Genomic DNA, 24,022 nt, shown 5'->3' on the forward strand with positions numbered 1-24,022 from the left:
AACCGCCGCGCCGTCCTGCGCTTTCCGGATCGCCCGGGTCGCGTCATGTTATCCCGGCATGGAAAAGGCCCCGGCCTGCGCCGGAGCCTCTCCGTCTCATGATCCGCTGCGCAGGGCGATCAGGCGAGTTCGCCGATGACCGCCTTCTTTTCCATGAATTCCTCGAGGCCGAACTTGCCGAACTCGCGACCATTGCCGGACTGCTTGTAGCCGCCGAAGGGCGAGTTGAAGTCCAGCCCGCCGGAATTGACGAACACGCTGCCCGCGCGGATGCGGGGCACGATCTTCGAGGCTTCCGCCGGGTTGCCCGCGATATAGGCGCCCAGGCCATAAGGCGTGTCGTTGGCGATCTTCACGGCCTCGTCGACATCCTTGTACTTGATGACGACGATGACCGGGCCGAAGATTTCCTCGCGCGCGGGCGTCATGTCGTTGGTCACGTTGGCGAGCACGGTGGGCTTCACATAATAGCCCTTCTCGTGGCCTTCCGGCTTGCCGAGGCCGCCCGTCGCGACCGTGGCGCCTTCGTCGATGCCTTTCTGGATGAGGCCTTCGATCTTCTCATACTGGCTCTTGTTGACCACCGGGCCGATATGCGGGCCTTCGCTCAGCGGATCGCCCACCGGCTTCTCGCCGAACAGGTCCGCCAGCTTGGCCACCGCTTCGTCATACTGGCTCTCGTGCACCAGCCAGCGCGTCGGCGCGACGCAGCTCTGGCCGGAGTTGAGCAGCACGCCGCCTGCGCCGGCGGGCAGCGCGAGATCGAGCGGTGTGCCCGGCAGCACGATGAAGGGCGATTTGCCGCCCAGTTCCTGGTGGACGCGCTTCACCGTATCCGCCGCGGCCTTGGCCACCATGATGCCGGCGCGCGTGGAGCCCGTGAAGCTCACCATGTCCACGTCGGGATGTTCGGCAAGGGCCTGGCCGACGGTCGGGCCGTCGCCCTGGACGAGGTTGAACAGGCCGGCGGGCACGCCCGCGGCATCCAGCACCTCGGCAAAGATGGCGGCGCTGGCCGGCGTCTCTTCGGAGGGCTTGAGGATCACGGCGTTGCCGGCGGCGAGCGCGGGCGCCACCTTGGCGACGATCTGGTTCATCGGCCAGTTCCACGGCGTGATGAGCGCCACGACGCCGATCGGCTCGAAGATGACCCTGTTCTTGCCGGTGGATTCCTGCTCCTCGAAGCCCTTGAGCGCCTCGATGGTCGAGCCCAGATGGCCAAGGCCGGAACCGGCCTGCGCGGTGGAGGAAGTCGAGATCGGGCAGCCCATCTCGGTGCTGATCGCGCGGGCGATGTCCGGCACGCGCTTCTGATATTCAGCGACGATACGGCCGAGCATGGCGATGCGGTCGTCCTTGGACATGCCGTAGTTCGCCTCGAACGCGGCACGCGCGGCCTTCACGGCCTTGTCGACGTCTGCCTTGCTGCCCAGCGTGACTTCCGTGCACGGCTCTTCGGTCGCCGGATTGATGACCTTGTGCGGGGTTCCGCCTTCGCTCTCGACCCACTGGCCGCCGATATAATGCTTGAGGTAGCTATATTGCACGGTTCCGCTCCTGGATGACTTTGTATGCCTCGCCTACATAATGGAGAGGAAGGCAATCGCAACAGACAAGCGCCATCAATTCGACATCTCGGCGGACAGAAGATGATTTTGTCTGGTTTATCCCATGCGTCGCTGGCCCGCGACGCCGCGCTGATACTGTTGCGCTCCACAGGGAGCCGTCGGCGGCGCCTGCCCGTCGATCTGGGCCCATGCGAAGGCAGGCCTGCCACTCGGCGCGCACCAAAAGAAAAGGGCCCCGGCGCGAACGCCGGAGCCCCCCATGCAGCATTCTCGCCTGTCTGATCAGGCGCTGTAATACATGTCGAACTCGACCGGGCTGGGCGCCATTTCCCAGCGATAGACCTCGGGCCACTTCAGCTCGATATAGGCCTCGATCTGGTCCTTGCTGAACACGTCGCCCTTCAGCAGGAACTCGTAGTCGGCTTCCAGGCTGTTGAGTGCCTCGCGGAGCGAGCCGCAGACGGTGGGGACTTCGGCCAGTTCCTCGGGCGGCAGGTCATAGAGATTCTTGTCCATCGCCTCGCCGGGATGGATCTTGTTCTCGATGCCGTCGAGGCCGGCCATCAGCAGCGCGGCGTAGCAGAGATAGGGGTTGGCCATCGCGTCCGGGAAGCGGAACTCGACGCGCTTGGACTTGGCGCCCGACCCGTAGGGGATGCGGCAGGAAGCCGAGCGGTTGCGCGCCGAATAAGCGAGCAGCACGGGGGCCTCGAAGCCCGGCACCAGCCGCTTGTAGCTGTTGGTGGTCGGGTTGGTGAAGGCGTTGAGGGCCTTGGCGTGCTTGATGACGCCGCCGATGAAGTAGAGGCACATGTCGGAGAGGCCGGCATAGCCGTTGCCCGCGAACTTGGGCTCCTTGCCTTCCCAGATCGAGATGTGGGTGTGCATGCCCGAGCCATTGTCCTGCGCGATCGGCTTGGGCATGAAGGTCGCCGTCTTGCCATAGGCCTGAGCGACCATCATCACGACATATTTGTAGATCTGCATGCGGTCGGCAGTCTGGACCAGCGTGCCGAAGGTGAGGCCCAGCTCGTGCTGCGCGGCGGCCACCTCATGGTGGTGCTTGTCGCAGGGGAGTCCCATTTCCAGCATGGTGGTGACCATCTCGGCGCGGATGTCCGTGCAGGGATCGACCGGCGCGACGGGGAAGTAGCCGCCCTTTGCGCGCGGACGGTGGCCGAGATTGCCGCCCTCATATTCCTTGCCGGTGTTGGTCGGCAGCTCGACATCGTCGATCTTGTAGTAGGACTCGTTGTAGTCGTTGTTGAAGCGGACATCGTCGAACATGAAGAACTCGGCTTCCGGGCCGACATAGACGGTGTCGCCGAAACCGGCGGCCTTCACATACGCCTCGGCGCGCACGGCGGTCGAGCGCGGGTCGCGGCCGTAGAGCTCGCCGGTGGAGGGCTCGACGATGTTGCAGAACAGGATCAGCATCGGCGTCGCGCTGAACGGATCGACATAGACGGCGTCGAGGTCGGGCTTGAGGATCATGTCCGACTCGTTGATCGCTTTCCAGCCCTCGATGGAGCTGCCGTCGAACATCAGGCCTTCTTCCAGCTCATCCTCGCCGAGGACGCCGGAGCACATGGTCAAGTGCTGCCACTTGCCCTTCGGATCGGTGAAGCGCAGATCGACCCACTCGATCTCCTTCTCCTCGATCATCTTGAGAATGTCTTTGGGCGTGTTGGCCATGGCGACGGTCCTTCTCTTGTCGTGAGTGTTGCGGCTGTGTCGGAAAATCAGATGGCGGCTTCGTCGAGCTCGCCGGTGCGGATGCGCACGGCCTTCTCGACGGGCATGACGAAGATCTTGCCGTCCCCGATGCGCCCGGTGCGCGCCGCGCCGGAGATCGCCTCGACCACGCGGTCCACGATCCCGTCCTCGACGACGACCTCGAGCTTCACCTTGGGAAGAAAATCGACGACATATTCGGCGCCGCGATACAGCTCCGTATGGCCCTTCTGCCGGCCGAAGCCCTTGGCCTCGGTCACGGTGATTCCGGAAACACCGACCTCGTGCAGCGCTTCCTTCACATCATCGAGCTTGAACGGCTTGATGATCGCTTCGACCTTCTTCATGTCCAACGCACCCCTTATGCTTCGCGTGAAGCGCGGCGGGAAAACCCGTTCCGCCGCCTTCGATCCGCACCCCCGACGGGTCGACCGACGCGCACGACCGCGCACGGGCTGAACGCTACAGCGCCGGCTCGCGAATCACCAGAGAAGCATTGGCGGCTTTGATCGCGAATGTCGATATTGCACGGATATCAGGCATTTTCTGGCGCTCCTGCCTAAAAAATGGGCAGGTCGAAACCCGCGGATTCGGGCATGTCGGGTGGCACGCGGGGTGCCCCGGCGCGCGCTGTACGTGCAGGTTTCGGGGAAGCGGCAAGGGGCGGCTCCGGCCGGCTTGTCGCCGCCATGGCAGGCGGCCGCCGCCGGCTCAGTAAGGCGGCTTGTGCAGGCCGCCGGGGCTCAGCGTGAAGATCTCGCAGCCATCCTCGGTGATGCCGATGCTGTGCTCGAACTGGGCGGAGAGCGAGCGGTCGCGCGTCACGGCGGTCCAGCCATCGTCGAGCATCTTCACGGTGGGCTTGCCGGCATTGATCATCGGCTCGATGGTGAAGATCATCCCGGGCCGCAGCTCCGGGCCGGTGCCGGGGCGGCCGACATGGACCACTTCCGGCGCGTCATGGAAGACGCGGCCGAGACCATGGCCGCAGAAATCCCGCACCACGCCATAGCGGTGCTTCTCCGCATGGGTCTGGATGACATGGCCGATGTCGCCCAGATGCTTGCCCGGTTTCGCCTGCTCGATGCCGAGCATCAGGCATTCATACGTCACATCGACGAGGCGGCGCGCCTTGATCGGCACGTCGCCGACCAGGTACATGCGGCTCGTATCCCCGTGCCAGCCATCCAGCAGAGGCGTCACGTCGATGTTGAGGATGTCGCCGTCGCGCAGCACGCGGTCGCCGGGCATGCCGTGGCAGATCACATTGTTGAGGCTGATGCAGCAGCTGTACTGATAGCCATGATAACCGAGCGTCGCGGGCACGGCGCCGGCCGCCAGCGTCTTCTCGCGCACGAAATCGTCGATCTCGCTCGTGCGCACGCCCGGCCGCACCAGCGGCGCCACGGCGTCGAGCAGCTCGGCGGCCAGCCGGCCGGCCTTGCGCATGCCCTCGAAAGCGTCCGGTCCGTGCAGCTTGATGGCGGAAGTGCGGACATTGGCGATGTCCGCCGTCGGTGTCACATAAGTCGTCATGCGGGGAATATAGGCGTTCCGCGCGCGGGTGGCGAGGGGCATTCGCGACGAGGCGCGCCGCCACGGCGAACACGACCATGAAACAGGGCCATAAAAACGACGTAGCGGGGCATGCACGGCTTGGCGCGCGCGGTGCCGGGGCGTAAGCAGGCGCCATGAACGCACCGGACCGGATGATCGATGCGCGCCGCCTCTCGCTGACGGCGTCGCGCAGGGGAGCAGGCGCATGAGCGGGCGGATATGGACGGCGGCGCTGGTGGTGATCGGCGACGAGATTCTCTCCGGGCGCACGCAGGACAGGAACGTGGCGCAGATCGCCACCTGGCTCAACGTCCAGGGCATCCGCCTGCGGGAAGTGCGGATCGTGGGCGATGACGAGGGCGCCATCTGCGAGGCCGTGAACATACTGCGCGCCCGCAATGATTATCTGTTCACCACGGGCGGGATCGGCCCCACGCATGACGACATTACCGTCGACGCCATTGCCGCCGCGCTCGGCGTGCCGGTGGTCATCCATCCGGAAGCGCGCGCCATCCTCGAGGCCTATTATGCCTCGCGCGGCGGGCTCAGCGCGGCGCGGCTGCGCATGGCGCGCGTGCCGGAAGGCGCGGAGCTCATTCCCAACAGTTATTCCGGTGCGCCCGGCATTCGCGTGGGCAATCTCTTCATCATGGCGGGCGTGCCGCACATCACGGCAGGCATGTTGGACCGGCTGACCGGCCAGCTCGAGGGCGGGGCGCCGCTGCTGTCCCGCACTGTCGGCTGCTGGGTGCCGGAAAGCGAGATCGCGGATCTCCTCGGCGCGGTCGAGAAGGCGCATGAGGGATGCCAGATCGGCAGCTATCCCTTCTTTCGCGAGGGGAAGGTCGGCGCCAATTTCGTGGTGCGTGCGACAGAGCAGGGGCGGCTGGACGCCTGCGTGGATGCGCTCGTCGCTGCCCTTGCGGCGGCCGGCTATCCTGTCGAGGAAGGCGGCATCTGAGCTCAGGGCTAATCGACATCCAGCGCTGGCGGCCTGCAAATGGCGCTTTCCCGGGCTTCCGGCTCCCGAAAAATCACCATTTTCGTCCCGCCATCATCTGGAGCCGAAGGCGTCCGTAGGACAATGTCGATTAGCCCTGGCGTTCTGGTGCGGGGGTGCCCCGCTCACCCCGAAGCGCGCGGGCCATTGTTCCGGAATGAGACATTCGGCCTCCGCCGGGGTCGCTGGAATGCCACGTTTCGGCGAGTATGCCGCGCATCTCCGGCGATCCCTCCGCCCGCAACACGCACGCCTCTTGTGCAAGATAATACAATATGTTGTATCGGTAATCTCATATAAGTCATGAGCATTGGCGCTCAGGCCGGCGCCAGCTTTTCGGCGCGCCGGCGACAATTTTCCGGGATGTGAATCCGCCGTTCGTTCGTTTCTGCACCGGAGCGGGGCTCGCAAAGGCCTCGCCCGGAAGGAGACCAACGATGAACATCAAAGCGATCATCCTCCCCCTCGCATCCCTGGGCATGGCCGCGGCTGCGACCGCCACTGTGCGCACGTCCGTGGTTCTGGACGAGGAGCGGATGGCCCGGCAGGAAGAGCGTCACGTCATCGCGACGCCCATCGCCGGGATCGAGAACCGCTTCTGGTTCAATTATCGCACCGACATCAACGAAGCGCGCAAGGAACTGACCAGCGACCTGCGGCGCGCCAGCGATACCGAGGACCTGCGCGATGCGTGGGACGAATATCGCCACGAACTCTCTCATAATCGCGGCCGCTACGTGAAGGAGATGGCCAAGCGCGGTTACCGCTACGGCACCGTTACCGTGGGATCCTGACGGTGCCGGGGTCTGCGGGCCTGGCTCCCGCCGTCCGCAGACCCGAAGCGCCGGGGTTCCCCGTCCATCCCGGGCTCAGCCCGTGCGCGCATCCAGCGGCCGGGCGCGTCGGGGGTTCGGGAGCGTCAGCAGACGCCCCAGCGCCGCTACTGCGAAGACGCTCGCCACGATGAAGCCGGCGCCCGCGCACTGGAAGGGCGCGGCGGGCGAGGTGAAATAGGCCATGGTCGGGTTGATGAGAAGTGGTGCGACAATGCCGCCCATGCCCTGCGCCATGGCGGCCATGCCCTGCACTTCGCCCTGCGCATCCGCCCCCGCCCGATTGGCGAGGATCGCCATCAGTGCCGGGCCCACCATCGACTGGGGCACGAAGCCGATCATGATGGCGAAGGCCATCCAGCCCTGCGTCACGAAGGCATAGGCCAGGAACGTCGCGATCCCGCCCGTCATGCCGATGATCGCCGCGCCGCGCTCGCCATAACGCCGAACGAGGCGGCCGGTGAGCACCGTCTGGCTCAGCGCGGTGATGGCGCCGACCGTCGCCAGCGAGGCGCCGATCATTCCGTTCGACCAGTCGAAGCGGGCAATGCCGTAATAGGGCCAGGTCAGCGGATAGACCGCCCCGGCGATGTACCACAGAGCGACGATGAGGATCGCCGCGGTCATGCCCGGCATCGCGCGCATCGAGCGCCAGGCGCCCAGCGCATTCGCCCGCCGCCACTCGAAGGGGCGTCGATTCTCCGGCCGGAGCGTGTCCGGGAAGACGAACACGCCGTAGAGCAGGTTGACGAAGGTCAGCACCGCCGCCGCGATGAAGGGCATGCGCTCGCCATATTCGCCCAGCAGCCCGCCAATCGCCGGGCCCACGATGAAGCCGAGGCCGAAGGCGGCGCCGACAAGGCTGAAATTATGCGCGCGGTCCTCCTTTGCCGTCATGTCCGCGATGGCGGCCTGGCAGGTGCCGATCGTGCCCCCGAACATGCCGCCCAGCATCTGCGCGACGAACAGCACCGGCAGGCTCTGCGCCACCGAGAGCAGCAGGAAATTGAGCACGAGGCCGGTGAGCGCGATGAGCAGCACCGGCCGCCGCCCGAACCGGTCCGAGAGGTTGCCGATCACGGGCCCCATCAGGAACTGCACGACGGCATAGGACGCCGTCATCCAGCCGGCGAAGCGGATCGCGGCGCTGATGTCCACATCGCCCACATTCATGATGAGGCGCGGGAGCACCGGCCCGGCCAGGCCATAGCCCATCGCATCGATGAAGATCGTGACGAGCACGAACCAGATGGATTGTCGCTTGCCGCTGGCTGCCATTGACCGTCCGAACGGGCCCCGGCGCCCGTCCCCCGCGGTCGGTCCCCTGCCTGCCCGTACCGGCCATGCCGGGCGAAATGGGCAAAGTCAACTTGGGGTGGGGCTGGCGCAGCAAGGGCGCGCGCGGCCATGGGCGCACTGAAGGGCTCGGAGGGAAGGGAATTAAGCTGGAGCGGGTGAGGGGAATCGAACCCCCGTCGTCAGCTTGGGAAGCTGCTGCTCTACCATTGAGCTACACCCGCGCTCGGGCTGTCCGGCGCGATTGCCACAGCCATGCGGGCGCGGTCAATGATTTGCTTGTCCTGTAACTGCGTTGCTTGCTCCTGGGGGCTGATCCCGCCAAGGTGGGGCGGTCGGGCATGTTTGTCCCCGATTTCCTGCGCCAGGGGATGGGCGGGGGAAGTCAGGGGCGGCATATCCATCGCGTGGGTTGGGGGAAATACATGCAGGCGGAAACGCGCGCATTGCTGAAGTCGCTGGGTTGCGAACTGACATATGGTCTCATCGAGCAGACCCAGCAGCGCCTTGCCGCTGCCCTTTCTCCCCCTGAAGAGCAGCCGCTCGTCATTCGCGACTTGCCTTATGGCCCGGATGCCCGCCACCGGCTCGATCTGTTCGCACGCGCCGGCCTGGAAGGCGCGCCGGTCCTCCTGTTCGTGCATGGCGGCGGCTATGTGATGGGCGACAAGTGCCTGGGCGGCCTGCCTTTCTACGACAATGTCGGGACATGGGCGGCCGCGCGGGGCTGGGTCGGCGCCACGATGAACTATCGCCTCGCGCCTGACAATATGTGGCCTTCCGGCGCCGAGGATGTCGGACGCGCGGTCGCCTGCCTGCGCGATCAGGTCGCGGAGCATGGCGGCGATCCGCGCCGGATCTTCCTCATGGGGCAGTCGGCCGGTGCGACGCACATCGCGACATATCTTTCCCTGACGGGCGTCCAGCCCGCCAGCGGGCCGGGCGTGGCCGGCGCGATGCTTGTCTCGGGCACTTATGATCCCGCCTTGTCCTCGCCCAATCCCTATCAGCTCGCTTATTACGGCCTGGAGATCGAGCGCTACGGCGATTTCTCGACCGTCCCCGGACTGGTGAAGACGACGGTGCCGCTGTGCTTTGCCGTGTCGGAATATGACGCGATCGACTTCCGCCGGCAGGCCGCGCTGCTGATCGGCGCGTTCGGCCGGGCGCGGGGCGACATGCCCCGGTTCCACTGGCTGCCCGGGCATAATCATCTCTCGCCGGTCCTTGCCATCGGCACCGCGCATGATGCGCTGGGGCCGCTGGTCTCGGATTTCGTCCGCGCCGTCTCGCCGGGCTGATCGCCGGGGCGCCTTCGCCACTTGCCTCAGGCGGCGCTAATTCTTCATGGCGGCCGGCGATCGGGCGCTCGGCCATTGCCAGGCGCGCGCATCCGGTCGATCGTCCACTGGTTTCGCGAAACGAACGGACGGGAGAGGAAGAGTGAACAGAGGAGCCGTGCGCCTGCTCGCCGCCGCGCTGCTGGCGAGCGCACCGGCCGCGCCGCTGACTGCCCAGACGCGCGCCGAGATCGATGCGCTGGCGCGGGACGTGGACAAGGTGGAAGCCATCCGCGCGATCAAGGATCTGCAGCGGCTCTATGCCCAATATGTCCAGCTGGGCCAGTGGCAGGCAGCGGCCGATCTTTTCTCCGATGGCGGCCGGCTCGTCCGGGGCACGGACGCGGTGCAGGGCAGGGCGGCGATCCGCGACTGGCTGAAGGCGCGCGGCGGCGGGCAGGATGGCCTCCCGTCCGGCGCGCTCCACACCGAGCTGATCGACGAACCGCTGCTGTCCATGTCGGCGGACGGGCGCACCATCCAGTCGCGCTGGATGAGCCTTTCCCTCACGGGCGACGGCAAGGGCGCGGCACGGCTGGAAAGCGGCGTCTACGAGAATGACTATGTGCGCGAGAACGGGGTCTGGAAGATCGCGCTCGCCCATTATCATCCGCAGTTCGAGGGGGATTACGCGACCGGGTGGACCAACATCGGCGGGGCGGACCTGCCGATCGTCCCCTATCACATCACACCGGCGCAGACCGGCCGGCCCATCCCGCCGTCGGCCGGCGCGCCGCCGCGCTCGGGCGAGACGCTGGCGGGGCTGGAACGCCGCATCGCCGCACTGAACGACGAGGATGCGGTCCGCAACCTCCAGCACAGCTATGGCTATTATGTCGACCGGCGCATGTGGGATGATGTGGTCGACCTGTTTGCCGAGGGCGGCGTGGTCGAGATTGCCGGTGAAGGGCGCCACGAGGGGAAGGATGGCATTCGCCGCGCCCTGGAGCGCATGGGGCCGGCGGGGCTGAGCGCCGGGGAGCTCAACGACCGCCCGCTGTTCGGCACGCTGGTCGAGATCATGCCCGGCGGCACGGAAGCCTATAGCCGCGGCATCGAGTTTGGTATGCTCGGCAGCCAGAGCCGGGATACGGCCGGGTGGTCAGTCACCATCTTCCGCAATCGCTTCGTCAAGGAAGATGGCATCTGGAAGCTCCGCGAGCTGCGGCTCTTCCCGCTCATGGCCGCGGATTATGCGCGCGGCTGGGGGGATGGCGGCACGCTCCGCCCCGCCGCCCTGCCGGCCTTCCTCTCGCCGCATCCGGTGACGGGCAAGGCGGTGCCGCTGCCCGGAGCGGTCGCTACGTCAGGGCCGCTCACCGGCGCCGCGCCGGGGCCGCGCGCCTTGCCCGCCGGCCCGGGCTCCGCGCGCTATGCGGACGCGAAGCGCCGCCTTTCCCGCTCGCTCGCCTTCGATGCCGCCGAGAACGTCTCCTCGGCTTATGGCTTCTACATCGACGATTTCATGTGGGACGAGATGGGCGCGATCTTCGCGGAGAAAGGCAACAAGCAGTCGCCGTTCGCAGGCTATTATCTGGGGCGGGACAGGATCATGGGCGCGGTCAACGCCACCTGGGGCCCCACGCCGCAGACCCGGCCGGGCATTTCCTATCACTGGCGCACACAGCCGGTGATCCTCGTCTCGCAGGATGGCCGCTCGGCAAACCTGCGCACGCGCCTGTTCCAGCCGCGCACCGGCAAGGAAGTGGATGGCGGCTTTTACGGCGCGGTCTTCTCGAACGGCATGTATCCCAACGACCAGCTCGTGCTGGAGGGGGATGTATGGCGGCTGTGGAGCCTCACCATCGACGAGCCCTATTTCTCGATGAAGACCTGGAAGGACGGCTGGAACGGCGTGAAGGCCGGCCCGCCCGGTCGCCGGCCGCCGCCGAGCGCGCTGATCGCCAAATATCCGCCGGACATCCTGCTGACCGAGCTTGGCGAGCGGGAAGCGGGCTTTCGCGGCGGCACCGGCGAGACGATCGAGTGGCCGGGCATCCTGCCCATGTGGTTCAATTACCGCAATCTGGTGAGCGGCCGCACGCCGGAACGCTACTGGCCCGATTGCGTGCCGTGCGGAATGCTCCCCGCCGCGCGCATGACCAGCCATGGCTACCAGATGCCGCCCACCGGCCCCTCCGTCGACGGGGTGGAGGTAAAATAGCACCCGCGCGACACGCCCCGGTCACGAGCGGGCAACTTCTGGTGCCGGTCCAAGCAAGCGGCCGGGCTGGCGCGCGGCGCACACACGGGCCATGGTCCGCATCGAAAACCGGGCCACTTGTCGCGCGCCTCTCGCGGGCCGCGCGTCGAATGGCCAGACAGAATAGCCGGAGGGGGCGCACACGATCATGATGACCTGGTACAAGGAGGCCGACAAGAAGACGCGGCGCGTCTTCTGGACGTGCAGTGCCGGCTGGGCCATGGATACGGCGGACGCGCTGGTCTATCAGTATATGATCCCGCTGCTCATCGTCGCGCTCGGCATGACGCTGGCGCAGGCGGGCGCCATCGCCAGCGCGAATTATTTCGCCGCCGCGCTCGGCGGCTGGGTCGGCGGCTGGCTGTGCGATCGTTATGGGCGCGCGCGGGTGCTGCGCCTCACCATCCTGTGGTTCTCGGTCTTCTCCTTCGCGTCCGGATTCGCGCAGACCTATGAGCAACTGCTCGTCATCCGCGTGCTGCAGGGCCTGGGTTTCGGCGCCGAATGGGCGGTGGGCGCAGTGCTGCTGGGCGAGCTGATTTCGCCGAAGCATCGCGGCAAGGCGCTGGGCACCGTGCACAGCGGCGCGGCCATCGGCTCGGGCATCGCTGCCCTGCTCGCCGGGCCGTTCGCGGCGCTGTTCGATCCCGATCTGGGCTGGCGGATCGTCTTCTGGATCGGCATCCTGCCCGCGATGCTCATCTTCTTCGTGCGCAAGGGTTCGGACGACAGCGAGATGTTCCGCCAGGCGGTGCAGAAAGCGAAGGAAAGCGGCCAGACGATGAGCCTCGCCAGCATCTTCCGCCCGAAGGTGCTGCGGATCACGCTGCTGGCCTCGCTGCTCTCGCTGGGCACGCAGGGCGCGGCTTATTCGGTGAGCAATTATCTGACGCCGTTCCTCAGCATGGAGCGGGGTCTGTCCATCTCGATGGCGGGCCTGTGCGTCATGTTCAATTCGCTGGGCGGCTTCTTCGGATTCCTCACCAATGCCTATCTCAGCGACATGCTCGGGCGCCGGGGCGTGTTCCGCCTGTTCGGCGCGGGCTTCATCATCACCTCGTCCATCTATCTGTTCGCGCCGCTGGGCGGATCGGTCATCCTGCTCATCCCCACGGGGCTGATCTACGGCTTCTTCCAGTTCGGCATGTATGCCTCGTTCGGACCCTATTTCACCGAGCTGTTCCCCACCGAGCTGCGCGGCTCGGGGCAGGCCTTCGCCTATAATTTCGGCCGCGCGGCAGCGGCGCTGTTCATCATGGCGGTGGCACTGGCCTCGCAGACGATGGTGCTGAGCGCCGCGATGGCGATCTTCGGCATCGTCGGCATTGCCTGCGCGATGACGGCGACCTTCTTCCTGCCCGAGACGGCGGGGCGGCAATTGCATGGACTGGACGATCTGGATGGGGACGAGGCCGGCGCCCCCGCCGCGCCTCCCGCCGTCGCGAAGAGCTGAGCGGCAGGCCCGTTCGCTGCCAGGCGTCGGGAAGCAGGGCGCGAAGAGGAAAAGGCAGGAGAGTGACATGAAGCCGATGACTGCCATGCTGCTGGGGCTGGCCTTGCTGTCCGCCCCGCCTTTGCTCCTCGCCGCGCCGCCCGCGCAGGCTGCCGATGTCGCGCGCGAGCAGGTCGCCCGCGTCGCCGAGCAGCTGCGGCGCGCCGAGGCGGTGCGGGAGATCAAGCGGCTCCAGCACAGCTATGTCCATTATCTCCAGCTCGGCCTGTGGGACGAGGCGGCGTCGCTCTTCGCGCGGGATGGCGCGCTGGGCGAGGGCCGGGCGCGCGTCATGGGACCGCAGGCCATCGCCGCGCATCTGCGCAAGACGATCGGCCAGGGGCAGGACGGCATCGCGCAGGGCCGGCTCCATGTGGACATGATCTTCTCGCCGGTCGTGACGCTGTCCGTTGACGGCACGCGTGGCAAGGGCCGCTGGCACAGCCTCGGCATCGATGCGCACTATGGCGAGCGGGCGGACTGGTCCGGCGCGATCCAGGAAAATGTCTATGTGCTGGAGGATGGCAAATGGAAGTTCGCCATGCTCCATCCCTACCCTCTGTTCGCCGGCTCCTATGAGGCGGGCTGGAAGAATGTCGATCCCGTGCTGCGCGCCGTGCCCTTCCATTTCAGCGTGGACAGCCTCGGCATCCCGAGCACGCGCCTGCAGGATGGCTGGACGGCTCCGGCCGGTCCCGCGCCTTCGCTGGCCGATCTGGAGCGGCGCGTGGCGCGGCTCAACGATGCCTCGCAGATCGAAAATCTCCAGAATGCCTATGGCTATTATGTCGACCGGCGGCTGTGGGACGATGTGACTGATCTCTTCGCGCCAGACGGGGTGATGGAAGCGGCGGGGGATCGCGCGCAGGGCCGCAAGGCGATCCGCGCGGCACTGGAGGCAGTCGCGCCGGCGGGCCTGCGGTCCGGCGAGCTCAATGACCGGCTCCAGTTCGACATGGTCATCACCGTCGCGCCCGATGGCGCCAGTGCCACCGCGCGCGGCATCGAGCTGGGGATGGTCGGCAAGGCCAATGAAGGGGGCGCATGGACGCTCGCGACATTCGAGAACCTCTATGTGAAGCGCGATGGCAAGTGGATGCTGGCCCATATGCGGCTCTATCCCCGCGCCCGCACCGATTATGCGCAGGGCTGGGCGAAAAGCGCGATTCCTTATGCGCCGTTCGGCCGCGCCGGGCCAGCCGTGCCGGCCCGGCAGGCGGCGCTGCAATATCCCGGCACTGCCTTCCCCGCGCTGAGCTTCACCAATCCGGTGACGGACAAGGCACCGGCCTATCCCGCCGGCATGACCATCCTGCCCGCGCCAGTCCCCGCCTCGGCCACAGCGTCCCCGCCACCGGCGAACCCGTCCGATCCGGCCGCGCGCCTCGCGGAGATCGAGCGCCAGCTCGCCATCGCGTCGGCTTATGACGGCGCGGAGAATGTCTCGACCGCTTATGGCTATTATATCGACGAGTTCCTGTGGCGGCCGATCGGCGATCTGTTCTCGAAGCAGGGGTGGAAGGAGCTTTCCTATGTCGGCACTTATGTCGGCAACGAGCGCGTCTTCCAGTCGCTTGCCCGGCGTTATGGCAATGGCGGGCGCTTCGTGCCCAGCATGGCCATTCACCAGAAGATGCAGCCGGTGACCACTGTCGCGGCGGACGGGAAGAGCGCGCGCATCCACCTGCGCCTGTTCCAGCTCGGCACCAGCAACGATCCGGGCGGCGCGCAGATCGGCGGGCATTACGAGAATGGCGCGGTGCTGGAGGATGGCCTGTGGAAGATCTCCGCCATGGACCTCGATTATGTCTGGACCGGCGATCTTGCCACCGGCTGGACGAAGGCCGATCCGGCCAGCAATAGCCGTTTCGTGCCCGATCCGGACGTGATGAAGGGCTATCCGCCCGATGGCCCGCTGCGGGGACCCTCGACCGCGCCCTGGCCGGACCTGCTGCCGGTGGCGCTGCATTTCCGCAATCCGGTGAGCGGTCGCGCCCCGGAACTGCTGTTGCCGCCGCGCCATTTCTGACATGAGGCGGGCAGGGCGCCGCAACGATCCCTGCCTGCTGGGGCAAGTGCGGCGCAGGCTGGCGGACCAGAGATGACGCGCAGGCGGGGGCAAGCCTGACCCAAGCAGGACAGCAGGCAAGGGGAGCCGAACATGAATCCACCCGTGTTTCTGGTGACCGGCGGCAGCCGCGGGATCGGCGCGGCCATCGCACATGCCGCGGCCGGGGCGGGCTACCGCGTCGTCCTCACTTATGCGAGCAATGCCGCGCAGGCGGAGGAGACCGTGGCGCAGATCGTCGCGCAGGGCGGCGACGCGCGCGCCATCCGCGCGGACACGGCCGATCCCGCCGATGTCGCGGCGCTGTTCGCGGCGGTGGAGGAGGCCGGACCGCTGCGGGTGCTGGTCTATAATGGCGGCATCACGGGCGCAGCCTCGCGCCTTGCCGATGCCGATCCGGAGACGCTCGCGCGCGTCGTCGCGGTCAATCTCACCGGCGCGATGCTCTGCGCGCGCGCGGCGATCCCGCTCATGTCCACCCGCACCGGGGGGCAGGGCGGCGCAATCGTCTTCATGTCATCGCGCGCCACCGCTTATGGCTCGCCCAACGAATGGGTCTGGTATGCCGCGTCCAAGGGCGGCATCGACAGCCTGACGCTCGGCCTTGCGCGCGAAGTGGGCATCGAGGGCATTCGCGTGAACGCCGTGTCCCCCGGCCCGATCGGCACGGAGATGCTGAGCCCGGAGAAAGTGAAGATGGCGACCTCGCTTTCCCCCGTGGGCCGCATCGGCACGCCGCAGGAAGCCGCCGCCGCCGTCATGTTCCTCGCCTCGGACGAAGCCTCCTTCATCACCGGCGCCAATCTCGCCGTATCCGGCGGGCGCTAGGCGGCGTGCAAGTTCGCGGCGTTTGAGGGAGCCAGAAGCGCGGGTTTCAGCCATTCTCGTTCGTCATGCCGGAGCGAGCCCGGGACGACGGCGTGAATGCTCAGCTCCCGGATCCGCTCGAAAACACGGGGAAGCATGCCGTGACCTGAAGATTTTCAGGCAGGAAGCCAAAGCTGGCAATCGGCGACAGAAACGGCGTGGAGATGACCACCTGGTGGGAGTTGGCCTGGCCGCGGCAAGACACGCCTGAGGTGGGCACAACCGCGCTGGGTGCAATGGAGATCGTGTAGTCGCTTGCGCGGGCAACCGCGAAGGCGACGCTCTGCGCTTGGTTGGCGCACGCTGTGTCCATTGCCATGCAACGGGCCGTATGAAAGGCCACCTCTGCCAGGCTCTGGCGGATCCAATAGGCCCGTCCGAATTCGATGAGGCCGACCAGCATGGCAATGAACAGCGGTGCCAGAATGGCAAATTCCAGGATCGAAGCGCCCCGCGCGCAACGCATCAGGCGCAGGATGGTCATTGCAGCCTCACCGTTGCCGTCTGGGATAGATGCGAGCCGACGCTTGCCTGTGAAATCAGCGCAGGGCTGAAGGACTGGCTGGCAGAGATCGTCAGATAATAGCCGGCGGTGACGCCGGGTGTCATATTTGCTTCGGAGCAGGGGATGCCGCATTGCCGCGCCACCATTTCCCCTTCGGTCGTCAGGCAGGCGCAGGAGCGGTCGACATTCGTGCAGCTCCCCGCAACGCCGTTGCAGCTCACGGTGACGGTGAGCTTGTTGTCGTTGGCAAGTGCTTTCACATAGTCGCCCAGTTCGGCGAAATTGACATCGTCCCGTTGGTCAAAGGCTTGCAGCGAGGCTGCTGAAACGGCCGACCCCATCTGCGAACGCTTGAAATACATGTCGCCAAGGTCGAAGGCCCCCAGCGCGGTGATGAAGAACAGCGTGATCCAGAGGGCGAATTCAACCGCGACCCCGCCTTTGTCATCTCGCCGCAAGGCATGAACAAGATTTCGCATATCAGCGTACCAGGCGAATGACGTCACCGCCGCTGCCTCCTCCTCCATAAGCTTCTTCCATCGTCCGGCATGCCGAACCTGCCGCCGCCCCGCCGGTCGCTGCGATCGTGTTGGCGATCACGGTGAAGCACTGGCCTGCCGAAAGATTGGTGCTGCCGCCGCTCATCGTCAGGTTCGAATTGGGCACGTGCACGGTTCCTACGAAGATGCTCTGTGAACCGGCCGCCCAGCTTGTATTGGCGCTTGTGAGGGAATGCAGCAGCATCTCGCGGATCTGCCCGCCCGGGACCGAACTGCTCGGCGCGATCAGCTTGGTGCGCGCGCCGCCTGCGAGATTGAGTGTTCCGCTCAGCACGAAGGTCACATCGACCCCGACCATGTCGAAGCCGCTCGCAGTAACCCCGTTCAGTGTCTGGCCCCAGGTGATCCCGGTATGGGGCGAGGTGAACGGCCAGACCGTTCCGCCCGTGCCATTGGTGAAATTGCCCGCGATGGTGTAGCGGCCGGCATCGAACAGGGCCGAGCCCGCGATCGTCATATTGCCATTGATCAGGTGGTTGGTCGTGGCCGGAAAGCGGATGCGGCTGCCGCCCTGGGTGACGATATGGCCGTTGGCACTGAAAGTCCCGTCGCCCATGAACATCCGGCCGCTGCCCGCCAGGCTGATCGCATTGCCGTTGGCGCGCGGGCCGATCAGCACATTGCCATTGCCGAAGGAAAGCTCTGAATTTCCACCGACATCGATTCCCTCATTGACCTGGAAATTGCCGGTGCCGGCCACCACGAAACTGCCGCCGGAGATGCTCAGGCTGCGGAACATGTGCTGGCCATTTCCCATGCGCAGGCTTGATCCGCCGCCGATCGTGATCGCCGCGTTGACGATGACGTCTCCGTCGCCCTTGATGTTGGTGCCGCTGAAATTCACTGTCCCGCTGCCGATATGGAGCGTGCCATTGCCGATCCGGATCCCGCTCGAGCCGCTGTTGAAGCCGCCGTTGACGAACAGGTTCACGTCGCCGAACACAACGCTGCTGCCGCCGTTGGAAAAGCCGTTGTTGATGGTGATGGTGGATCCGGAGGCGAAATTGACAGTGATGCCGCCCGCGACATTGAGCTGGCCGATCGTGTAATTGCCTGCGGGCACATTGTAGGTGCTGCTGCCGGCACCGGCCCGGAAGGCCGCGACGTTGGCGGCCGGGGACCAGTTGAAATCCCAGTTGCTGGCGCTTGCGGTCGTAGGGTTCGCAAGGTTCGAAATGGCCGTGAATGTGCCGATCAACGAACGGGCCGCGGCGAGATCGGCGTTGTCGGCCCACGGATCAGCCAGCGCGGTCGACTGGTTCACACGCTTGTCGGCTGCCGGGACGGCATTGTTCCAGCTCGGGTTCGAGAAGTCGGTCGCAAAGCGCAAGCTGCTGGCGGTGAGCGTGCCCCAGTCATTGCGGATCTGGCCGGCGCCTGAAATGATGTCGCTCGCACGGATCAGGGAACCGGCGTTGTTTATTTGACCGACCGCAGCGACCGAGCAATCTGGGGCGTCGAATGTACCCCCGCCGGAGGTGCGCAGGGCGTCGTTGCCGCTGCTGAGTGCGAGAAAACAGGGCGGGGCAAAGGGCTGTTCGCCTGAGACGACCGCGACGGCTTCGCTGCCGACGGTGAACGTCGCAGGGGCGCCAACGATCCGGGCAAGAATGAAGGGCAACTGCTTCGTAATGACGACCTTGACTGCCTGATCGCCTGAATTGGGGAAGTCATGGACCAGTTCGGCATGAACATCGGCATCCTGCAGGCCATTGCCTATGGCCAGATCACGCGCGATTGCGGTGAGGTTCGCCGCATCGTTGCTGGTCTGATAGGCCAGGGCAGCACCCAGAGCCGCAGAATCCGCCACCCGCTGGGTGACCATGCGTTCATCAAGGCCGCGCCCGAGATCGACGGCAAGGCCCAACCCGCCGACCACGACGGGCAAGCTCAGGCCCGCAATCAGGGCGACACCGCCCGCTGAATCATGACGTAGTTTCGCGCAAATTCGCCCGAGATTTGACCACATCATACCATCAGATGCTCACAGTTGATTTGCAGCGCCAGACACGTCGGCCCTTTTGAGGCGCGAGGTTAACTTCGTCGGAGAGGTGACGTTAACCTCGACCCGCCTAAAAAAAGATTAAGCCAAACAGCGGGTTCATCGCCTCGCGAGGGATTGCGAGATGGCTCGCGCCAGGAGAATGCCTCTTGCGGATTAAGGATATCGGTTGGCAGCACGTCGACCATCCCGACGGACGCGTCACCTCTCGCCGGGGATCAAACCGGCTTGCCGCTTCGGTCAAGCCCGCCGCGCTGGTCTCCCGCTAAGGCAGGGCGCATATTGCCTCAGGAATCAGGGACGGAGCCTCATGTCCGCAGCCAACACCATGTACACGTCCGACGATCCGCGCTCGAAGTTGACCAGTGGCAGCGCGGTGTCGGGCGGCGCGCCCGCCGCGACGGGCTTCGGGCCCTCGCATTATGTCATGTTCGGCTCGACGCCGCCGCAGATCGATGACGAGAGCGGCCAGACCTGGTTCGGGCGCGGCCAGAATTTCGTCGTCGCCTACACCCGCGCGAAGCCCGGCGCCGTGTTCGAGCGCAAGGGGCAGGTGGACGAATATGTGCTGCTGATCGAAGACCGGGACGTGCCGGCGGTCATCGCCGCCAATGGCCAGGTCGAGCAGGTGCCGGGCTATGCCATCGTCATCGTGCCGCCCGGCGAGAGCAGCATCACCTTGCCGGAGGGCGGCGAGATCGTGCGCCTCTTCTCGCGCGAGAATGGCGATGTCGCGGCGCTTGCGGCCAATGCCGCGGGCTATGCCGTGCAGCAGCCCAATATCCCTGCCTACCAGACATGGCCGGAGCCGCCGGGAGGCTACAGGATCCGGCCCTACAGCCTGGATGTTCCCGCGCAGCCGGGGCGCTTCGGGCGCATCTGGCGCTGCACCACTTTCATGGTCAATGTGTTCGAGCCGGACGGGCCGCGCGACACCACGAAGCTCTCGCCGCATTTCCATGACGATTTCGAGCAGTGCTCGCTGGCGCTCGGCGGCTCCTATGTCCACCATCTGCGCTGGCCGTGGACCGCCAATCAGGCGGAATGGCGCGATGACGAGCATATGGTCTGCCCCGCGCCCTCCATCGCGGTGATCCCGCCCAAGTCGATCCACACCTCGGCCTCCATCGCGCCGCAGGACAACCGGCTGGTGGACGTGTTCGCGCCGCCCCGGCGGGATTTCTCCCAGATGGAGGGCTGGGTGCTGAACGCGGACGACTATCCGATGCCCGAAGCATGAGCGCGTCCCCTCCCGAGACGCCGCAGCAGCGCTTGCGCCGCCGCCTCGTCGGCGGGGAGGGCTTGCTCGGGACCTTCCTCAAGACGCCCACGGCCCATGCCACGGAGATACTCGCTGACGCGGGCTTCGATTTCGTGGTGGTGGATGCCGAGCATGCGCCGTTCAGCCGCGCGGATATCGATCTCATGATGCTGGCCGCTCGCGCCGGGCAGATCGCCAGCGTGGTGCGCGTGCCTTCGGCGGCGCCCGAGCACATCCTGACTGCACTGGATGCCGGGGCGGCGGGCGTGCTGGTGCCGCACGTCTCCTCGGCTGTGATCGCCCGTGCCGTAGTGGATGCGGCCTGCTTCGCCGGCGGGCATCGCGGCTTCTCGAACAGCCCGCGCGCGGGCAGCTATGGGCGCCTCGGCTTCCGCGACTATATGGAGACGTGCGACAGCAGCACGTCGGTCATCGCCATGATCGAGGATCTCGACGCGCTTGACCATCTGGACGAGATCTTCAGCGTGGCCGGGCTCACGGCCGCTTTCATTGGCCGCGGCGATCTGTCCGCCGCGATCGGGGCCGAGACGACCGGGGACGCGCGCATCGCGGAGATCGTGGGCCGCATTGCCGCCGCCGCGGCGCGGCACGGCATGCCCCTCATTGCCCATGTCGGCGCCACGGACGATGCCGAAGTCGCGAGCCTGCGCGCGGCCGGCGTCACGAACTTCCTCGTCGCGTCCGATCAGGGCCTCATGCGGCAGGCGGCCCTGCGCATGCGCGCAGCCTTCTAGGACAGACGGTCTGGATGGATCGTGGCCGCCCCACGCTCCACGCGCGCCCTCCGACATGACCATTCCACCGCGCCGCTTTGCGCAACCTTGGCTACCGGAACGGACAAGTCGCACGGCGGGCCGTGCCGCTACAGCGTCTCCCGGTCAGGTGGAAACAACGGACGGCGCGGAAATGCGGTAAGGCGGAAGCATCGAAGGCCGGCTCTGAGTCGCGGAGCCGAGCCAGTTTCGCAACCGCCCCGATGTCCCGGGGCCTCGCCGTTTCCGGTTTGCGTGGGTCAACAGGCCCGGGCGGGCCGGCAGCCGCAGCCAACATCACGGAGCCTTTCGTGGATCAAAGTCAGCGCAACGCCGTCATCGCCTACAAGCCTCTTCTCCGCGCCGCCGCTTATGTCGATGGCCAATGGGTGGACGGCGCGGCCGGCCGGACGATCGAGGTCACCGATCCGTTCACCGGCGGCCTCATCACCACCATTCCCGCGCTCGAGCAGGCGCAGGTGCAGGCAGCGATCGATGCCGCCGCGCGCGCGTTCCCGGCATGGGCGCGCACCCCGGCGCGCGAGCGCGGCAAGATCCTGCGCCGGCTGCTGGATCTCATCATGGCCCATCGCGACGATCTCGCGCGGCTCATCACGCTGGAGAATGGCAAGCCGCTCAAGGAAGCTTATGGCGAGGTCGATTATGGCGCCGGCTTCGTCGAGGTCTATGCCGAGGAAGCGCCGCGCGCGCTGGGCGAGATCATTCCCGCGCCGGTGCCGGGGCGCAAGCTCTATGCTGAGCGCGAGCCGGTCGGCGTCAGCGTGGCGATCACGCCCTGGAACTTCCCGCTGGCGATGCTGACGCGCAAGTTCGCGCCCGCGCTCGCGGCGGGCTGCACGATGGTCGCCAAGCCTGCCAGCCAGACGCCGCTTGCCGCACTCGCGCTGGCCCAGCTCGCCGAGGAAGCGGGCGTGCCGCCGGGCGTGTTCAGCGTCGTCACCGGCAGCGCGGGCATGATCGGGGACCTGTTCACCTCATCGCCCATCGTGCGCAAGCTGAGCTTCACGGGGTCGACCGAGGTCGGCGTGAAGCTGATGGCGGCCTGCGCGCCCACGGTGAAGCGGCTCTCCATGGAGCTGGGCGGCAACGCGCCGATGCTGATCTTCGACGATGCCGATCTCGCCACCGCCGTCGATGCGGCGATGATCGCCAAGTTCCGCAATTGCGGCCAGAGCTGCATCGCGGCCAATCGCATCTATGTGCAGAGGGGCATTTACGACGCGTTCGTGGAGAGCTTCGCGCAGCGCGTGGCCGCCATGAAGCTGGGTGACGGGCTGGAGGAGGACACGGACATCGGTCCGCTCATCGACGCGCCGGCCGTCGCCAAGGTCAACGAACATCTCGAGGATGCGCTTTCCGGCGGGGGGCGGCTGCTGGTTGGCGGCAAGGGCGAGGGGCGGATGCAGCCGCCGACGCTGGTCGTCGATGTCGCGCCCGGCGCCCTGCTCACGCGCGAGGAGACATTCGGTCCGCTGGCCGGCCTCGTCGCCTTCGATGGCTATGAGGATGCGATCCGCCTCGCCAATGATACGCCGTTCGGGCTCGCTTCCTATGTCTGCTCGACCAGCTCCACGACCATCGCGCATGCCAGCCGCGACATCGAAAGCGGCATGGTCGGCGTGAACACCGGCCTCATCTCGACGCCTTATGCGCCGTTCGGCGGCGTCAAGCTGTCGGGCATCGGCAAGGAGGGCTCCTCGCATGGCCTCGATGAGTATCTGAACATCAAATATGTCTGCCACGCCGGCCTTTGAGGCATGATTTCCTGTCATGCTGAAACGGGTTCCGGGTGGCCATGCCGTCCGCGGGAAGGGAAGAGGACTGAAATGCGCCGCTCGAAGAAAGTGATCCTGACCTGCGCGCCCACGGGCTCGATCCACACGCCGTCCATGTCGCCGCATCTCCCGGTGACAGCGGACCAGATCGCGCATGCGGCGATCGAGGCAGCGGAGGCGGGCGCGACGGTGCTTCACCTCCATGCCCGCAACGAGGCGGACGGCAGCCCGAGCCCGCGCGCGGAGGATTTCGCCCGCTTCCTGCCGCGCGTCCGGCAAGCGACGGACGCGGTCATCAATATCTCCACCGGTGGCAGTGCCACCATGAGCCTCGATGACCGGCTGGAAGGCGCGAAGGCGTTCCAGCCGGAAGTCTGCTCGCTGAACATGGGGCCGCTGATCTTCGATTTCAGCGCGGCGGGCGCGCGGGTGGAGGCCTGGCAGCATGGCTGGGAACAGCCTTATGTCGAGGGCTCGCGCGGCCGGATCATGTATAATGACAATGCCTATATCGAGCGGATCATGGTCGAGGTGGGGCAGGCGTTCGGCACCAAGTTCGAGTTCGAATGCTATGATATCGGCCATCTCTACACGCTCGCCCATTTCGTGGACCGCAAGCTGGTCGAGCCGCCCTTCTTCATTCAGGGCGTGTTCGGCATTCTCGGCGGCATCGGCGCCGAACCGGCCAATCTCGCGCATATGGTGGCGACGGCTGACCGGCTGTTCGGCGAGGACTATATGTTCTCGGCCTTCGCTGCCGGGCGCAACCAGATGAATTTCGGCACGCTTTCCGTGCTGAACGGCGGCCATGCCCGCGTCGGGCTGGAGGACAGCCTCTATATCGGGCGCGGTGAACTGGCGCGCTCCAATGCCGATCAGGTGCGCAAGCTGCGCGGCGTGATCGAGACGCTGGGCTACGAGATCGCCACGCCGGCCGAGGCACGCGCCATGCTCGGCCTCAAGGGCGGCGACCGCGTCGGCTTCTGAGCGCGCGCGCCGGTCCTCCGCCAAAACCCTCGCGCGGCTCTTGATCCAGCCGGACTGTTGACGGGACTGATCTGGAAATAGGGGCCTTTCCCGGTCGCTGCGGCGTGACAAGGCCGCCGCGCTGCCCTTATGCTGCGCCCATTCATCCTCATAGCCCGGCCATCTGCAACCGGACCGGGC

The 24,022-nt window shown here is 66.4% G+C and carries 19 protein-coding genes and 1 tRNA gene; 11 read left to right on the top strand and 9 right to left on the bottom strand.

The window, feature by feature from the left end:
- Positions 1-119: 119 nt before the first annotated feature.
- The 4 genes from SLG_RS05875 to map all read right to left on the bottom strand — a co-directional run bounded on the left by SLG_RS05875 (position 120) and on the right by map (position 4,838).
- A complete protein-coding gene (locus SLG_RS05875) occupies positions 120-1,547 on the bottom strand; it encodes an aldehyde dehydrogenase family protein (RefSeq protein ID WP_014075528.1) in 1,428 nt (475 codons plus the stop codon).
- A 303-nt stretch (positions 1,548-1,850) separates the two neighbouring features.
- Complete coding sequence (glnA, locus tag SLG_RS05880) at positions 1,851-3,263, bottom strand: type I glutamate--ammonia ligase (protein ID WP_014075529.1); 1,413 nt, start codon at positions 3,261-3,263, stop codon at positions 1,851-1,853.
- A 47-nt stretch (positions 3,264-3,310) separates the two neighbouring features.
- A complete protein-coding gene (locus tag SLG_RS05885) occupies positions 3,311-3,649 on the bottom strand; it encodes a P-II family nitrogen regulator (RefSeq protein WP_014075530.1) in 339 nt (112 codons plus the stop codon).
- 364 nt (positions 3,650-4,013) lie between these two features.
- Positions 4,014-4,838, bottom strand: coding sequence for a type I methionyl aminopeptidase (map, locus tag SLG_RS05890; RefSeq protein WP_148276508.1), 825 nt, complete (start codon positions 4,836-4,838; stop codon positions 4,014-4,016).
- Between the two features lie 226 nt (positions 4,839-5,064).
- Between map and SLG_RS05895 the strand changes: the two genes are divergently transcribed.
- Together SLG_RS05895 and SLG_RS05900 are read left to right on the top strand one after the other, a co-directional pair.
- Positions 5,065-5,820: a competence/damage-inducible protein A gene (locus tag SLG_RS05895; RefSeq protein ID WP_014075532.1), complete on the top strand. Its 756-nt coding sequence runs from the start codon at positions 5,065-5,067 to the stop codon at positions 5,818-5,820.
- 476 nt (positions 5,821-6,296) lie between these two features.
- Complete coding sequence (locus SLG_RS05900) at positions 6,297-6,653, top strand: hypothetical protein (RefSeq protein ID WP_014075533.1); 357 nt, start codon at positions 6,297-6,299, stop codon at positions 6,651-6,653.
- Between the two features lie 75 nt (positions 6,654-6,728).
- Here the strand turns inward: SLG_RS05900 and SLG_RS05905 are convergent, their stop codons facing one another.
- On the bottom strand, positions 6,729-7,970 hold the full coding sequence (locus SLG_RS05905; protein WP_014075534.1) for a tetracycline resistance MFS efflux pump: 1,242 nt from the start codon (positions 7,968-7,970) through the stop codon (positions 6,729-6,731).
- Positions 7,971-8,138: 168 nt separating this feature from the next.
- Positions 8,139-8,212 (bottom strand) — tRNA-Gly (locus tag SLG_RS05910).
- 201 nt (positions 8,213-8,413) lie between these two features.
- Here SLG_RS05910 and SLG_RS05915 point away from each other — a divergent pair.
- The 5 genes from SLG_RS05915 (at position 8,414) to SLG_RS05935 (ending at position 15,919) form a co-directional block, all read left to right on the top strand.
- Positions 8,414-9,289: an alpha/beta hydrolase gene (locus SLG_RS05915; RefSeq protein ID WP_014075535.1), complete on the top strand. Its 876-nt coding sequence runs from the start codon at positions 8,414-8,416 to the stop codon at positions 9,287-9,289.
- A gap of 142 nt (positions 9,290-9,431) precedes the next feature.
- Positions 9,432-11,492 carry a nuclear transport factor 2 family protein gene (locus SLG_RS05920; RefSeq protein ID WP_231848764.1) on the top strand — a complete coding sequence of 687 codons (2,061 nt, stop codon included), beginning with the start codon at positions 9,432-9,434 and terminating at the stop codon, positions 11,490-11,492.
- A gap of 187 nt (positions 11,493-11,679) precedes the next feature.
- On the top strand, positions 11,680-12,984 hold the full coding sequence (locus SLG_RS05925) for an MFS transporter (RefSeq protein WP_014075537.1): 1,305 nt from the start codon (positions 11,680-11,682) through the stop codon (positions 12,982-12,984).
- A 67-nt stretch (positions 12,985-13,051) separates the two neighbouring features.
- Positions 13,052-15,052 carry a nuclear transport factor 2 family protein gene (locus SLG_RS05930; protein ID WP_014075538.1) on the top strand — a complete coding sequence of 667 codons (2,001 nt, stop codon included), beginning with the start codon at positions 13,052-13,054 and terminating at the stop codon, positions 15,050-15,052.
- A gap of 132 nt (positions 15,053-15,184) precedes the next feature.
- Complete coding sequence (locus tag SLG_RS05935) at positions 15,185-15,919, top strand: SDR family oxidoreductase (protein WP_014075539.1); 735 nt, start codon at positions 15,185-15,187, stop codon at positions 15,917-15,919.
- Between the two features lie 100 nt (positions 15,920-16,019).
- On the opposite strand, the gene SLG_RS05940 is transcribed toward SLG_RS05935, so the two are convergent.
- Genes SLG_RS05940 through SLG_RS05950 form a run of 3 tightly spaced genes read right to left on the bottom strand, consistent with a single transcriptional unit; the run spans position 16,020 to position 18,995 of the window.
- A complete protein-coding gene (locus SLG_RS05940) occupies positions 16,020-16,442 on the bottom strand; it encodes a TadE/TadG family type IV pilus assembly protein (RefSeq protein WP_014075540.1) in 423 nt (140 codons plus the stop codon).
- Positions 16,439-16,969 (bottom strand): TadE/TadG family type IV pilus assembly protein, encoded by a 531-nt coding sequence (locus tag SLG_RS05945; protein WP_158512686.1) that lies wholly within the window; start codon positions 16,967-16,969, stop codon positions 16,439-16,441. The genes SLG_RS05940 and SLG_RS05945 overlap by 4 nt, the downstream gene beginning before the upstream one ends.
- Entirely contained in the window at positions 16,944-18,995 is a 2,052-nt protein-coding gene (locus tag SLG_RS05950) for a Tad domain-containing protein (RefSeq protein ID WP_014075542.1), read from the bottom strand. The genes SLG_RS05945 and SLG_RS05950 overlap by 26 nt, the downstream gene beginning before the upstream one ends.
- A gap of 340 nt (positions 18,996-19,335) precedes the next feature.
- Between SLG_RS05950 and SLG_RS05955 the strand changes: the two genes are divergently transcribed.
- The 4 genes from SLG_RS05955 (at position 19,336) to SLG_RS05970 (ending at position 23,842) form a co-directional block, all read left to right on the top strand.
- Positions 19,336-20,265, top strand: a complete 930-nt coding sequence (locus tag SLG_RS05955) for a hypothetical protein (RefSeq protein WP_014075543.1) — start codon at positions 19,336-19,338, stop codon at positions 20,263-20,265.
- Positions 20,262-21,041 (top strand): HpcH/HpaI aldolase family protein, encoded by a 780-nt coding sequence (locus SLG_RS05960; protein WP_014075544.1) that lies wholly within the window; start codon positions 20,262-20,264, stop codon positions 21,039-21,041. Before SLG_RS05955 ends, SLG_RS05960 begins: the two co-directional genes overlap by 4 nt.
- A 329-nt stretch (positions 21,042-21,370) precedes the next feature.
- Entirely contained in the window at positions 21,371-22,834 is a 1,464-nt protein-coding gene (locus SLG_RS05965; protein WP_014075545.1) for an NAD-dependent succinate-semialdehyde dehydrogenase, read from the top strand.
- A gap of 72 nt (positions 22,835-22,906) precedes the next feature.
- Complete coding sequence (locus SLG_RS05970; protein ID WP_014075546.1) at positions 22,907-23,842, top strand: 3-keto-5-aminohexanoate cleavage protein; 936 nt, start codon at positions 22,907-22,909, stop codon at positions 23,840-23,842.
- Positions 23,843-24,022: the final 180 nt, after the last annotated feature.

It is taken from the genome of Sphingobium sp. SYK-6, assembly GCF_000283515.1.
GTDB classification, from domain to species: Bacteria; Pseudomonadota; Alphaproteobacteria; order Sphingomonadales; family Sphingomonadaceae; genus Sphingobium; species Sphingobium lignivorans.